General features: G+C 65.1%; 10 protein-coding genes. 6 read left to right on the forward strand and 4 right to left on the reverse strand.

The window, feature by feature from the left end; all coding sequences use genetic code 11:
* Window positions 1-19: 19 nt before the first annotated feature.
* The 3 genes from CH268_RS17030 to CH268_RS17040 are packed head-to-tail and all read left to right on the forward strand — an operon-like array spanning window position 20 to window position 4,172.
* Entirely contained in the window at window positions 20-1,516 is a 1,497-nt protein-coding gene (locus tag CH268_RS17030) for a glutamate-cysteine ligase family protein (RefSeq protein WP_094665206.1), read from the forward strand.
* Window positions 1,517-1,554: 38 nt separating this feature from the next.
* Window positions 1,555-2,820: a saccharopine dehydrogenase family protein gene (locus CH268_RS17035; protein ID WP_037219349.1), complete on the forward strand. Its 1,266-nt coding sequence runs from the start codon at window positions 1,555-1,557 to the stop codon at window positions 2,818-2,820.
* 5 nt (window positions 2,821-2,825) lie between these two features.
* A complete protein-coding gene (locus CH268_RS17040) occupies window positions 2,826-4,172 on the forward strand; it encodes a CoA transferase (protein ID WP_094665207.1) in 1,347 nt (448 codons plus the stop codon).
* Here CH268_RS17040 and proP read toward each other — a convergent pair.
* Window positions 4,161-5,591 (reverse strand): glycine betaine/L-proline transporter ProP, encoded by a 1,431-nt coding sequence (gene proP / locus CH268_RS17045; RefSeq protein WP_370878783.1) that lies wholly within the window; start codon window positions 5,589-5,591, stop codon window positions 4,161-4,163. The genes CH268_RS17040 and proP overlap by 12 nt on opposite strands.
* 306 nt (window positions 5,592-5,897) lie before the next feature.
* Here proP and CH268_RS17050 point away from each other — a divergent pair, with 306 nt between their 5' ends.
* Window positions 5,898-6,368, forward strand: coding sequence for an OsmC family protein (locus tag CH268_RS17050; protein WP_094665209.1), 471 nt, complete (start codon window positions 5,898-5,900; stop codon window positions 6,366-6,368).
* Window positions 6,365-7,402, forward strand: coding sequence for a nucleoside hydrolase (locus tag CH268_RS17055; RefSeq protein ID WP_094665211.1), 1,038 nt, complete (start codon window positions 6,365-6,367; stop codon window positions 7,400-7,402). Before CH268_RS17050 ends, CH268_RS17055 begins: the two co-directional genes overlap by 4 nt.
* Before the next feature lie 12 nt (window positions 7,403-7,414).
* Here the strand turns inward: CH268_RS17055 and meaB are convergent, their stop codons facing one another.
* From meaB to mutA, 3 genes are read right to left on the reverse strand one after another with little or no spacing between them, the layout of a single operon-like run.
* The gene (gene meaB / locus CH268_RS17060) at window positions 7,415-8,413 is read right to left on the reverse strand and encodes a methylmalonyl Co-A mutase-associated GTPase MeaB (RefSeq protein WP_048318441.1); all 999 of its coding nucleotides are present in this window, start codon (window positions 8,411-8,413) and stop codon (window positions 7,415-7,417) included.
* Between the two features lie 2 nt (window positions 8,414-8,415).
* The gene (scpA, locus tag CH268_RS17065) at window positions 8,416-10,686 is read right to left on the reverse strand and encodes a methylmalonyl-CoA mutase (protein ID WP_032365779.1); all 2,271 of its coding nucleotides are present in this window, start codon (window positions 10,684-10,686) and stop codon (window positions 8,416-8,418) included.
* Window positions 10,683-12,563 carry a methylmalonyl-CoA mutase small subunit gene (mutA, locus tag CH268_RS17070; protein ID WP_094665213.1) on the reverse strand — a complete coding sequence of 627 codons (1,881 nt, stop codon included), beginning with the start codon at window positions 12,561-12,563 and terminating at the stop codon, window positions 10,683-10,685. The genes scpA and mutA overlap by 4 nt, the downstream gene beginning before the upstream one ends.
* 232 nt (window positions 12,564-12,795) lie before the next feature.
* Between mutA and CH268_RS17075 the strand changes: the two genes are divergently transcribed.
* Window positions 12,796-13,512, forward strand: coding sequence for a TVP38/TMEM64 family protein (locus CH268_RS17075; RefSeq protein ID WP_094665215.1), 717 nt, complete (start codon window positions 12,796-12,798; stop codon window positions 13,510-13,512).
* Window positions 13,513-13,525 lie beyond the last annotated feature (13 nt).

The following is a 13,525-nucleotide window of genomic DNA, read 5'->3' on the forward strand; positions in this document are numbered from 1 at the left end:
ACAGCGTTAGGCGGTCACCATGGGCGAGGATGTCGAACGCCGAAAGTTCACCAGACAGGACCGACACCAGTTTCGGCAGAAGGTTCAGGACTGTCTCGACGCGTTGGCCATCATGTTGGCCGACGAGACGTTCCAGGTCGGCGAACCCCAGATCGGCATGGAGATCGAGCTCAACCTCGTAGACGAGGACATGGCACCGTCGATGGCCAATGCCGAAGTACTCGACGCCATCGCCGATCCTGATTATCAGACCGAGCTGGGCCAGTTCAACATCGAGATCAACGTCGATCCTCGACCGCTGCGGGGCTCGTCGATCGCCGAGTTGGAGACGGATCTGCGGCGATCGCTGAATGCTGCCGACGAGCGGGCCCGTGGCTCGGGTAGTCGACTTGCCATGATCGGCATGCTCCCGACTCTGACGAAGGAACACTTCGAGCATCGGTGGCTGTCGGCGAATCCGCGATACGACCTACTGAACCAGCAGATCTTCGCCGCCCGTGGTGAGGACATCGAACTGAAGATCGCGGGCGTGCGTCTGCCCGGGTCTGCGGCCGCCGAGAACCTCGATATCGTGACCGACACGATTCTGCCCGAGGCGGCCTGCACGTCCGTCCAACTGCATCTGCAAGTCACCCCTGACGAGTTCGCGTCGTATTGGAATGCCGCACAGGCGTTGTCGGGTGTTCAGGTCGCGCTCGCCGCGAACTCGCCGTTTCTCGCCGGGCGTGCACTGTGGCACGAGACCCGCATACCGTTGTTCGAGCAGGCCACCGATACGAGGCCGCAGGAGCTCAAGAACCAGGGAGTTCGCCCGCGAGTGTGGTTCGGGGAGCGATGGATCACCTCGATCTTCGACCTGTTCGAGGAGAACTCGCGCTACTTCCCCGCCCTGCTCCCGGTGTGCAGCGAAGAGGACCCCAAAGCCGCTCTGGCCCGAGGTGACACACCGTCGCTGTCGGAACTGCGGATGCACAACGGAACCGTGTACCGGTGGAACCGGCCGATTTACGATCGGTCCGGCGACGGGCACCACATCCGGCTCGAGAACCGCGTTCTGCCTGCCGGACCGACAGTCGTCGACACCCTCGCCGATGCCGCGTTCTACTACGGCACCGTACGGGCTCTCGCGGATGCCGATCGGCCCCTGTGGTCGCAGATGTCGTTCGATGCCGCCGAGGAGAACGTGCACTCCGCGGCGCGCGGCGGGTTCGATTCGATGCTCTACTGGCCCGAGGTCGGCTGGGTGAGTCCGCAGGAGCTGGTACTGCGCCGATTGCTTCCGATGGCCGAGGCCGGTCTCGCCGCGTACGGCGTCGACTCTGCCGTACGTGACCGCTATCTCGGCATTATCGAAGCGCGGTGCCTGGCCAAGCAGTCGGGTTCGGGGTGGCAGCGAGCCGCCGTCGTCGCGCGCGAACGGGCCGGCGATACTCGGGAGCAGGCTCTCGCGGGGATGTTGGGAGATTACGTGGACAGGATGGACACGGGAGAACCCGTGCACACCTGGACCCACTAGCCGACGCTGCCGGCGGCGTCCGCGTTAGTGTCGTAACCATGACTACGTCCGACTCGGATTTCACCTCAGGCCCCGACCGCACCCACGACATCGTCGTCTACGGCGTCACCGGATTCGTAGGAAAGCTGACGGCGAAGTACCTCGCCGAACACGCGCCTGCCGACACCCGTATCGCGCTGGCAGGCAGGTCCACCGGACGCATCGAGGCAGCGCGAAAGGAACTGGGACCCACCGCCCAGAACTGGCCCGTCATCGAAGCCGACGCCGCCGACACCGCTGCGCTGCGATCCATGGTCGAATCGACCCGAGTCGTCATCACGACGGTCGGCCCGTATGCCAAGTACGGCATGCCACTGGCAACTGCGTGCGCCGAGGCCGGAACCGACTACGTCGACCTCACCGGCGAGGTGCTCTTCGCTCGCGAGAGCATCGACACCAACCACGAGATCGCACAACGTACCGGTGCCAGGATCGTCCACTCGTGCGGGTTCGACTCGGTTCCGTCCGACATCGGTGTCCACGCTCTGTACGAGGCCGTCACGGCCGACAATGCGGGCGAACTCACCGACACCACGCTCGTGGTCACCTCGATGTCGGGCGGGGTCAGTGGCGGTACCGTCGACTCGCTCCGTGGTCAGATCGAGGCCATGAAGAAGGACAAGCGGGCCCGACGCATCGCGGCCCGTCCGTATTCGCTGAGCCCCGATCGAAGCCTCGAGCCTCAGCTCGGCCGCCAACTCGATACCGTGCTCATCGACGGAAAGAAGATCGATCCGAGCCTGCGCGGGTGGAAGGCTCCGTTCGTGATGGCCTCGTACAACACACGAGTCGTGCGGCGTACCAATGCACTTCGAGACTGGGCCTACGGGAAGCAGTTTCGGTACAGCGAGGTGATGAGCGTCGGCTCGTCCGTCGTCAGCCCGGTGCTCGCCGGCGCATTGTCGGCCGGACTGTTCGTCGGAGTATCGGCCATGACGGTACTGCCGGGCAAGGTGCTCGATCGCATCCTGCCCAAGCCCGGTAGCGGCCCCAGTGAAAAGGCCCGAGAGAAGGGCCATTTCACGGTCGATCTATACACCCTGACGACGTCCGGGGCGCGATACCGGGCCCGGGTCAAAGCGTCCGGCGACCCCGGCTACAAGGCGACGGCGGTCATGCTCGCCGAGTCCGCACTCGCGCTGGTTCTCGGTGGAGACGCACTGCCGAAAGCCAGCGGAGTTCTCACTCCCGCGACGGCCATGGGCGACGTTCTGGTGGACCGTCTGAATGCGGCCGGTATGGAGATCTGGGCCAAGCGGAACTGATTGCGGTGCAGGGAACGTCGGGCACGACTGGATATCTCGCATCGACACTTCCGGTCGCGGCGCTCGCCGCCGAGTCGGTCGGTGCCCTCGGCACCGCCGTCGCCCAGTTGCAAAGCGCGCTGGGATCGGTGACGACGGATTCCGAGACGGTGACGCCGACAGCGTCCATGGCGCGTATCACCGCGTCGTTCATGGGCGACACCGTGTTGCGGATCGACGGCGAGCCGGTGCAGGGTTTCGCCGATCTGTCCGGCTTCTTCCCGGTGTCCGACGGTTGGGTGAGAACCCACGCCAACTACCCACACCACCGAGAGGCATTGCTCGGTGTGGTGGGCCTCGGTGGCGCCGGCTCGGCGGAGTCGATCGACGTGTTCGGCGATCGACTCCGTGGAATGTCCGGGTTCGAGCTCGAAGAGCTGTGCGCGGCGTCGGGCGCTCTGGCCGTGCGGGTCCGCACGGAAGATCAATGGTCCGCTCACCCCGCTGGTATTGCCGCGAGCTCCGGTCCGGTCGTTACACGAAGTGCGGCCGATCCGGCTGCCCGAGTGCGCATTCCGTCGTTCCGGCTGCGTCCGTCGCTTGGGCCGCGTCCGTCGCTTCGGCCACACGGTGCCGAATACCCGTTGGCGGGTATCCGGGTGCTCGATCTGACGCGGGTGATTGCCGGTCCTGTCGCTACGCGCGCTCTCGCACTTCTCGGTGCCGACGTGCTCCGTGTCGATTCGCCCCGGCACCCGGAGTTGCCCTGGCAGCATCTGGAGAACGGCCAGGGCAAGCGGTCGGCCCTGCTGGACCTGGACACGGCGGAGGGACTCGATCGGATGCTCGGGCTCCTCGACTCGGCCGACGTGCTCGTCACCGGGTATCGGCCGGGGGCCCTCGATCGTTTCGGCCTCGAACACCGGGCGGACCTCGTCCACGGGCGCATCAGCGCATGGGGCACAGAGGGTCCCTGGTCGCGGCGGCGGGGCTTCGACAGCCTCGTTCAGGCTGCGAGCGGTATCTCTGTTCTGGAAGGCCGTGACGGTCGGCCCGGTCGGCTTCCGGCTCAGGCGCTCGATCACGCGAGCGGTTATCTGCTGGCTGCCGGAATCGTCTCGGAACTGGCGGCGCGCGTAGAAGGGTCGGGCGCTGCGGCACCGGTCGACGTAGCGCTCGCAGCAACGGCGGCGTGGCTGACCGGTCTTCCCGGGCGCGACCCCGAACACGGCCCCGCCGCGCTACCGCCACCCGAGTGCGTGGTCACGCACGGCTCGGTGACGGCAGCGCGACCGGTGTTCGACTGCTACTCCGACTACGCGTACCCGGCTCACGTCTGGGGTAGCGACGAGGCCGGTTGGTTACCGCGCTGACCGGTCTGCGGAGCTACTCCCGGTCAGCGCAGAAGCCTCGGTGTACAGATCCTTGGCCTCCTCGGTCGAATCCACCTGGGGCGGAGAACCATCGAGCGGCTGAGTAGCCGACTCGCGGAGGAAACCGACGGCGATCAGACCGATGACGCCGCTGATGATCAGGTAGTAGGCCGGGATCATGGTGCTGCCGGTGGAACTGACCAGGGCCGAGGTGACCAGCGGTGTGGTGCCGCCGAAGATCGACACCGACAGGTTGAATCCGATCGACAGTGCGGCGTAGCGCACGCGCGTCGGGAACAGTGCAGGCAAGGTGGAGGCGCTGGGTGCGGCGAAGCACGCCAACACCACTCCCAGCAGCAGGCACGCAATCAGAGGCCCGATCCATCCGCTGCGCTGAATCAGCAGGAAGCACGGGATGGCCAGGACTATCTGTCCGATGGCACCGAACACGAACACCGGCTTGCGGCCGATTCGGTCGGTCAGCCGACCGACGGCCACGATGATGGACACGACCACGACCATCGCGGACAGCACCAACAGATCGGCGCTGAGCTGGCTGCGACCGACGACCTCGGTGAAGTACGTGGGCAGGTACGAGGTCACCATGTAGTTGGTGACGTTGTACAGCAACACGATTCCCATGCAGATGAGCAGTGCTTTCCAATGGACCGTGAAGATCTTTCCGATCGAGCTGCGTCCGGTCTCCTGCGCCTTGACCTTCGAGTCGTGCTCGTCGAGTTGCTTGCGGAACGCGGGGGTGTCCTCGAGCTTGAGGCGCAGGTACAAACCGATGATGCCCATCGGTCCGGCAATGAAGAACGGTATGCGCCAGCCCCATTCGATCATGGTGGCGTCGCCCAGTACCGCATTGAGAATCGTCACCAATCCGGACCCCATCGCGTATCCGACGAAAGTGCCGAAGTCGAGCCAACTGCCGAGAAAACCACGTCTTTTGTCGGGTGAGTATTCGGCGATGAAGGTCGTGGCACCGCCGTATTCACCACCGGTCGAGAATCCCTGAACCAGGCGGGCGACGAGCAGCAGGATGGGAGCCCAGATTCCGATGGAGTCGTAGCTGGGAATCAGGCCGACGGCCAACGTACCGATCGACATCATGATCATGGTGGCGGCCAGGACCTTCTGGCGTCCGATGCGGTCGCCGAGAGGGCCGAAGAAGAGTCCACCGAGTGGCCGTACTACGAACGCGGCCGCGAACGTGGCAAAGGTCGACAGCAGCTGGACTGCGGGTGACGCGTCCGGGTAGAACACCTTGCCCAGTGTCGCGGCAAGATAGCCGTACACACCGAAGTCGAACCATTCCATCGTGTTGCCCAGTGCCGCTGCAGACACGGCCCGCTTGAGCATGGGCTGGTCCACGACCGTGATGCTCTCTTCCGACATCGCCGGCTTGCGACGCATACGTTTGAAGAATGCGTCACGCCGCAGACGCTGTACGTGGCGCTGGCCCCATTTCGGGATCTGGGGTGACGACTCGGGCGATTCTGGACCTTGCGCAACCGTCATTGCAGCAACGTTAGCGAGCGCAATGACCAGCAGACAAACGCCGAAACGGACATCGGTACGCACGAGCGTGCATTCCCCCAGGTAGAGGTCGGTCGATCGAATCTTGGCCACCACCTTGACAATTGGCGCATTGATCGCAATACGGACAGGTCTCCTCGGCGTGCGTGACGACGGTGGACGGCGGCCTGGCACGATGGACCCATGCCCACCCATGACTACGCCCTGGCCGTGCGCTGGACCGGCAATCGCGGACACGGGACGGCGAATGCAGCCGCATACGACCGCAATCATCTCGTCACGGCACCCGGAAAACCCGATCTCTCGGCCAGTTCCGATCCGAGCTTTCGCGGCGATCCCGAGCGGTGGAATCCAGAGGAGCTACTCGTGGCGTCGCTGTCGAGCTGCCACATGCTGTGGTACCTCGGGTTGGCCGCCGCGTCGCACGTGACCGTCACCGACTACGTCGACTCCCCCACCGGGGTCATGACCGAGCAATCCGACGGCTCGGGGCAGTTCGTCGAGGTGACCCTGGCTCCGGTAGTGACGGTCGCCGAGTCCTCGATGGTGACCCGTGCGGAGGAACTGCACGCCGAGGCCGCAGCCAAGTGCTTCATCGCTCGATCGGTCAACTTCCCGGTCCGCCACAATCCGACGACTCGGGTGAACGCATGACCGTACCGATGATCGTCGACGTCGACACCGGGATCGACGACTCGCTCGCACTGCTGTACCTGTTGGCCACCGACGAGGCCGAGATCCTCGGCATAGCGTCCACCGCCGGTAACGTGCCGGTGAACCAGGTCGCCGCGAACAACCTGGCCTGGCTCGACCTGTGCCGCGCGGCCGATATCGAAGTGTCGCTCGGTGCGCAGGTGCCGTTGGTCGCACCTTTGATGACCACCGAGGACACTCACGGGCCGCAGGGCATCGGATATGCGGAGCTGCCGGTGTCGAGTCGGGACCTGTCCGCACGCGATGCCACCACGATGTGGATCGAGTTGGTTCGCTCGCGACCGGGTGAGATCACCGGTCTCGTCACCGGTCCGCTGACCAATCTCGCGCTGGCGGTTCGCCGAGACCCCGAGTTGCCTCGGCTGTTGAAGCGATTGGTGTTGATGGGTGGTGCTTTTCAGCATCAGGGCAACACGACGCCGACGAGCGAGTGGAACATCGCGGTGGACCCCGAGGCTGCAGCGGAGGTCTTCGCCGCTTTCTCCGGACTACCCGAGGACCGCCGTCCGATCGTCTGCGCACTCGACATCACCGAGACCATCGAAATGACACCCGAGCACATTCGCCTTCTCGGTGAACGCGCCGGAAGCGTTCCGGCCGAGCTGATTTCGTCGACCGATGCGCCGGGGGCGCGATCGACGGCCTCGAACCCGATCGTGCGTCATTTCTCGGACGCGGTCCGCTTCTACTTCGAATTCCATCGCGATCACGATCAGGGGTTCCTGGCCCACATGCACGATCCGTTCGCCGCAGCAGTGGCGGTGCAACCGGATATCGCCACCTACCGGCACGCGACCGTGGACGTGGAACTGGTCGGAACCCTCACTCGCGGAACGACGGTGGCGGATTGGCGCGGAATGTGGGGCAAGCCTCCGAACGCAGCCATCGCCACCCACGCCGATCCTCAGGCGTTCTTCGATCAGCTCGTCGAACGCGTCGGCGAGCTGGCGGCGACTCTGTACCCCGCCCAGTAGGGACAGTAGACGTCAGGAATCGAAGGCGTCGAGTAGTTCCTGAGCGGCCAATGCGGCCGTGAGCGACCCGTCGCGCACGCGAGATTCCACGTCGTCTCGAATTGCCTTCACCGACGGGCTCTGAGCCAACCGACGCAGTAGCTGATCGTTGACCATCGTCCACGTCCAGTCCACCTGCTGCTTGCGCCGCTTCTCGGCGAACTCGCCTGCGTCACGGAGCACCTGCTGGTGGCGGAGCACCGTGTTCCAGTACTCGTCGAGGCCGGTGCCTTCGATGGCACTCATCGTCAACACCGGGGGCTTCCAGATCGCATCGTGCGGATAGATCAGCCGCAGTGCACCCGCCAACTCTCGCGCCGCGTTCTTCGCGTCGGTCGCGTGCTTGCCGTCGGCCTTGTTGACGGCCACCAGATCTGCGAGTTCGAGAACGCCCTTCTTGATGCCCTGCAACTGATCCCCGGTACGCGCAAGCGTGAGGAACGTGAAGCAGTCGACCATGTTCGCGACCGTCACCTCGGACTGGCCCACGCCCACGGTCTCGACCAGGATCACGTCGAACCCTGCGGCTTCGAGCAACACGATGGTCTCTCGAGTCGCGCGGGCCACTCCGCCCAACGTTCCCGAGGTCGGCGACGGCCTGATGTACGCGTTCTCCTGCACCGCCAAACGCGACATCCGGGTCTTGTCACCGAGAATCGAACCGCCGGTTCGGGTCGACGACGGATCGACGGCCAGCACCGCGACTCGATGTCCCTGTTCGATCAACCGCATTCCGAGCGCGTCGATGAACGTCGATTTGCCGACCCCCGGAACCCCGGTGATGCCCACCCGGTGCGATCCGCCCGCATCGGGCAACACCCGAAGGAGCAACTGCTGCGCCAGATCGCGATGATCCGAGCGGGTGGACTCGACCAGGGTGATGGCACGCGCCAGCCCGGATCGTTCGTTCGCTCGGACCGACTCGGCCACCGCATCGATGTCGATGACGCGGCCCTTGTTCGGAGAGTTCATATTCAGGCGTTGGCCTCGCGTGGTGCATGCCCGAGCGCAACGGACAGCTTTTCCACCAGACCGATCGCGGCGTCGGCGATGACGGTGCCCGGAGGGAAGATCGCGGCAGCCCCCGCTGCGTAGAGCTCGTCGAAATCGCCCGGGGGGATGACGCCACCGACGACGATCATGATGTCCTCGCGCCCGACGTCGGCCAAGGCCTGTCGCAAGGCGGGCACCAGCGTCAGATGGCCCGCCGCCAGTGACGACACTCCGACGACATGGACGTCGTTGTCCGCCGCCTGCCGGGCCACCTCCTCGGGCGTCTGGAACAACGGACCGACGTCGACGTCGAAGCCGATGTCGGCGAACGCCGTGGCAATGACCTTCTGGCCTCGGTCGTGTCCGTCCTGCCCCATCTTGCACACCAGAACTCGAGGACGACGGCCCTCGTCCTCGGCGAACTGTTCGACCAGCGCGGTGGCGCGGGTGATGTTCTCGGATTTACCTGCCTCGTCGCGGTACACACCACTGATTGTCCGGATTTCCGCCTGGTGGCGCCCGTAGACCTTCTCCAAGGCGTCGGAAATCTCACCGACGGTGGCCATCTTGCGGGCGGCATCGATGGCGAGAGCCAGCAGATTGTTCTCCATGCCCGGCTGGTCCGACGCTGCGGCCCGAGTCAGGTTCGCCAGTGCCGCCTCGACCTCGGCAGTGTCCCGCTCGGCACGAAGGCGCTCGAGCTTCTCGATCTGCTCTTTTCGCACCTTCGAGTTCTCGACCTTGAGTACCTCGATGGTGTCGGGCTCGTCGGGCACGTACTTGTTTACGCCCACCAGCGGCTGTCGGCCGGAGTCGATGCGCGCCTGGGTACGAGCCGCCGCCTCCTCGATGCGCAACTTCGGAATGCCTTCGCCGATGGCCTGAGCCATGCCGCCCGCTTCCTCGACCTCCGCGATGTGTGCGCGAGCCCGATTCGCCAGCTGATGGGTGAGCCACTCGACGTAGTGCGACCCGCCCCACGGATCGATCGGCCGAACGGTGTTGGATTCCTGCGCGATGAGTAGCTGAGTGTTGCGGGCGATACGGGCCGAGAAGTCGGTCGGCAGCGCCAGTGCCTCGTCGAGCGCGTTGGTGTGCAGGGACTGCGTATGGCCCTGGGTCGCGGCCATGGCTTCGACACAGGTGCGGGCGACGTTGTTGAACACGTCCTGTGCGGTCAGCGACCAACCCGACGTCTGCGAATGAGTGCGCAGGGAACGGGATTTGGCACTCTTGGGCTCGAATTGTTGGACGAGCTCGGCCCACAGCAGCCGCCCGGCGCGGAGCTTGGCAACCTCCATGAAGAAGTTCATTCCGATGGCCCAGAAGAACGACAACCGCGGCGCGAACGTGTCGATGTCCATGCCGGCGTCCAGGCCGGCTCGGATGTACTCGACACCGTCCGCGAGGGTGTAGGCGAGTTCGAGATCGGCTGTGGCACCGGCTTCTTGGATGTGGTACCCGGAGATGGAGATCGAGTTGTACTTCGGCATCTTCTCGCTGGTGTACGCAAAGATATCCGAGATGATGCGCATCGACGGCTTCGGCGGATAGATGTAGGTGTTGCGCACCATGAACTCTTTGAGGATGTCGTTCTGGATGGTGCCGGCGAGTTTCTCCGGCCCGACGCCCTGCTCCTCCGCTGCGGCGACGTACAGCGCCAGAATCGGCAGCACCGCTCCGTTCATCGTCATCGACACCGAGACGCTACCGAGGTCGATGCCGTCGAACAGCTGTCGCATGTCGTAAATGGAATCGATTGCCACACCGGCCATTCCGACGTCACCCTGCACTCGCGGGTGATCGGAGTCGTAGCCCCGGTGCGTGGCCAGATCGAACGCCACCGACAGGCCTTTCTGCCCGGCCGCGAGGTTGCGGCGGTAGAAGGCGTTGGACTCGGCCGCGGTGGAGAATCCGGCGTACTGACGAATGGTCCACGGTTGGTTGACGTACATCGTGGGATACGGCCCGCGGAGGAACGGCGGGGCACCCGGATAGCTGTGCAACGGGTAGCCCTCGGCCTCGGCGGCGTCCCGGTCTGCCTCGGTGTACACCGGCTTGACGTCGATGCCCTCGGGAGTGGACCACACCACCTGCTCGGGGGTGTAGAAGTTCGCCTTGGCACCGTTCTTCACGTGTGTGGCCACGTCCTCCGCGGACGGCGGCGACGGCGTCGGCTCGTCGGGGTCGACCAGCGGTACGTCGGCGAAACTGCCGATGGTGTGCGAGATTCGGTTCTCGTCGGTACTCACTTCGAGGCTCCCAGCGTGTCGAGAAGTTCGGTCAGCACGGCGACGGCGTCGACCTTGCCGGTCAGGAATCCGTCGGGACGGGACGGGCCGTCGACGCCGGCGAAGATCTTTTCCGGGCCGGCGAGCAAAACCCGCGAGACCCCTGCTGCACGCAGAGCGTCCACGGCAGTAGCGGCCTCGTCGCCGTAGCGCTTGTCGGTTCCGCACACCACGGCGATCGAGGCTCCCGACGCTTCGACAGCACCGGCGACAGCGTCGACGCCCAGGGGTCCGGGGTTGACCGCTTCGATTCCCCCCGACGCCAACAGGTTGGACGCGAAGGTCGTCCGGACGTTGTGCTCGGCGACGGTCCCCAACGGGACCAGTAGCACCTGGGGTCGCGAATCATGCTGGGCCAGATAAGAATCGGATCGATCTCGGAGCGACTCGAATGCCCGGCCGTACCGATACACGGGTGCCGAGCCGGCAGGCTGCGTCTGCTCGGGAGTCAGGGGGGCCTCGGCCAGATTGGGAAACTCGTTGACACCGGTCAGCGGAGTGATGCGATGCGCGATGTCGGACTCGCGCTCTGCACGGGTCTTCTCGATGTCGGCGACCAGCGAACCGTCCGCGGTTGCTGCAGCGAATCCGCCCGACGCTTCGATGGTCTGGAAGAAGTCCCACGCCGTCGCGGCAACCGCAGCCGTGAGTTCCTCGATGTACCACGAGCCCGAACCCGGATCCAGAACCCGACCCAGATGGGCTTCCTCCAGCAGGAGCAACTGAGTGTTTCTCGCGATACGGGCAGCGAACGTCTTGGACACTCCGGCGGCGCCACCGTTCAGTGCCGCGTCGAACGGCAGCACCGTCACCGAATCCGCACCACCCACTCCGGCGCCGAACGACGCAAGAGTGGTACGCAGCATGTTCACCCACGGATCGCGCTGCGACATCATCGCTTCCGACGTCACCGCATGCTGAGGAGCATCACCGGCGTCGGGCGCACCGCACACCTGCGCAATCCGTGCCCACAGAATGCGAGCAGCGCGAAACTTGGCGATGGTCTGGAACTGGTCGTCGGTTGCTGCGAATCGAAACTCGATCTGGCGCAAAGCATCCGAGACGGCCACACCGTTCTCGGTCATCGATCGGACGTACTCGAGCCCGGCCGCGATCGACGCACCCAGTTCCTGCGCATCCGACGCACCGAGATTATGGAACACGGTGCCGTCGACGGTGATGGCACGCATCGACTCGGCGCGGTCGATGCACGCGCGGGCCAGGTCGAGCGCCTCGGCCATCTCTATGGATTCCGTGCCTGCCACTGCAGCAGTGAGAGTGTCCACTCCGAGTCTGACGTCGACGGCGGCGCGATCGTCGATCTCTGCCGCATCGAGAACGTCGAACAGTGCCGTCGCTGCCGCGCGAACATCCCTGCGGGCATCGATCGTCAACGGGGCCAGCTCGAGCAGTACACCACGGAGAGCCTCCGACAGATCCGACGGATCCAACCCACGCGACCCCACCGTCAACCAGAGCGCACTGGTGCCGTTGGCGAGCGAATCGAGGATCTGACCGTTCAGCGCGGGCACACCGTCACGAACGTCGGAACCGTGACGCGTGCACACCTTCCAGCCCGCATTGACGTCCCGATGCGGATCACGCCCCCGCAGGTACGGAAACTGCCCCGGCAACGGACCCTCGGGGCGCTCGTCGAACGCGGTGTACAGCGGAGACACCGTGATTCCGTCGTACGTAGTGGAATCGAGAAGATGTTCGGGATCGGCAGGCAGATCCGCCACATCGACCCGGCGCGACTTCGCCAGGACCCCGGCCACCGCCTGCTGCCAGGCCGCGTGGGCACTGCGTGCGGCATCTTCGTGCGACGCGATGGACACGTGTGCTGCTCCCTCGGTTCGGCGGGCAGTCCTACACCCGACTTGAAGTGATGCTAACCCCACCTACATGCAGGCTATCGTGAGGATCACCTCACGTTCGGTGACCCACGCCGCAGGCTCCGCTCCCGCCCCCCTGGGTCACTCCGCAGGCTCCGCTCCCGCCCCCCTGGGTCACTCCGCAGGCTCCGCTCCCGAACCGTTCTGTCATCTCGCGCCGGTACTCTTGCCTCTCGTGACCCGGCACCTGCGCGACCTTCGTCTGATCGCGCTACTGGCGGTGATCGTCGTCCTGGCTGTCGTTGCGGTGTTCGCCCCGCATCCGAGTGTCGAGCAGATGCGCCAGTGGGGCACCTCGGTCGGTCCTGCGTTTCCGCTCGTGTTCTTCGCCGTCCATGCACTGGTGACCATTGCACCCATTCCCAGAACCCTGTTCACATTGAGCGCCGGAGTGCTGTTCGGGCCATTCACCGGTCTGGCGGTGACGATCGGTGCCTCTACGGTCAGCGCTGTCCTCGCCTTGCTGTTGGTTCGGGCGATCGGGCGAGAAGCCGTGGCGTCGCGGATGTCGCATTCGGCTCTCGACTCTGTCGACGAGAGCCTGCGCCGACGAGGGTGGCTCGCGGTCGGCTCTCTGCGATTGATCGCCCCGGTGCCTTTCTCTCTGGTGAACTACGCCTGCGGTGTGTCGGCGGTTCGGCTTGTCCCCTTCGCTCTGGCCACTGCCGCCGGCATGCTGCCCGGCACCCTCGGGATCGTGGTGATCGGTGGAGCAATCGGCGGGCAGACCCATCCGGTACTGCTGGTGCTGTCCGGGATCTGCATTGCGATCGGCGTGAGCGGGTTGTTCGTCGACTGGCGGTTGTCGCGGACTCGTGAGGCCGCGTCGGCACCGGAGAACAGGCGTCAGGGTGAGAACCTTGATTCGGGACAATCAAGCCTGGAAGCTTGACTTGATCAAATCA

The sequence above is a fragment of the Rhodococcus sp. 06-1460-1B genome (assembly GCF_002258475.1).
In the GTDB taxonomy this organism is placed as follows: Bacteria; Actinomycetota; Actinomycetes; order Mycobacteriales; family Mycobacteriaceae; genus Rhodococcoides; species Rhodococcoides fascians.

Bases quoted from the DNA above. Each gene is read 5' to 3' on its own strand.
- CH268_RS17030 (WP_094665206.1), top strand. From the start codon at position 20: ATGGGCGAGGATGTCGAACGCCGAAAGTTCACCAGACAGGACCGACAC.
- CH268_RS17035 (WP_037219349.1), top strand. From the start codon at position 1,555: ATGACTACGTCCGACTCGGATTTCACCTCAGGCCCCGACCGCACCCAC.
- proP (WP_370878783.1), bottom strand. From the start codon at position 5,591: ATGCGTCGCAAGCCGGCGATGTCGGAAGAGAGCATCACGGTCGTGGAC.
- CH268_RS17050 (WP_094665209.1), top strand. From the start codon at position 5,898: ATGCCCACCCATGACTACGCCCTGGCCGTGCGCTGGACCGGCAATCGC.
- CH268_RS17055 (WP_094665211.1), top strand. From the start codon at position 6,365: ATGACCGTACCGATGATCGTCGACGTCGACACCGGGATCGACGACTCG.
- meaB (WP_048318441.1), bottom strand. From the start codon at position 8,413: ATGAACTCTCCGAACAAGGGCCGCGTCATCGACATCGATGCGGTGGCC.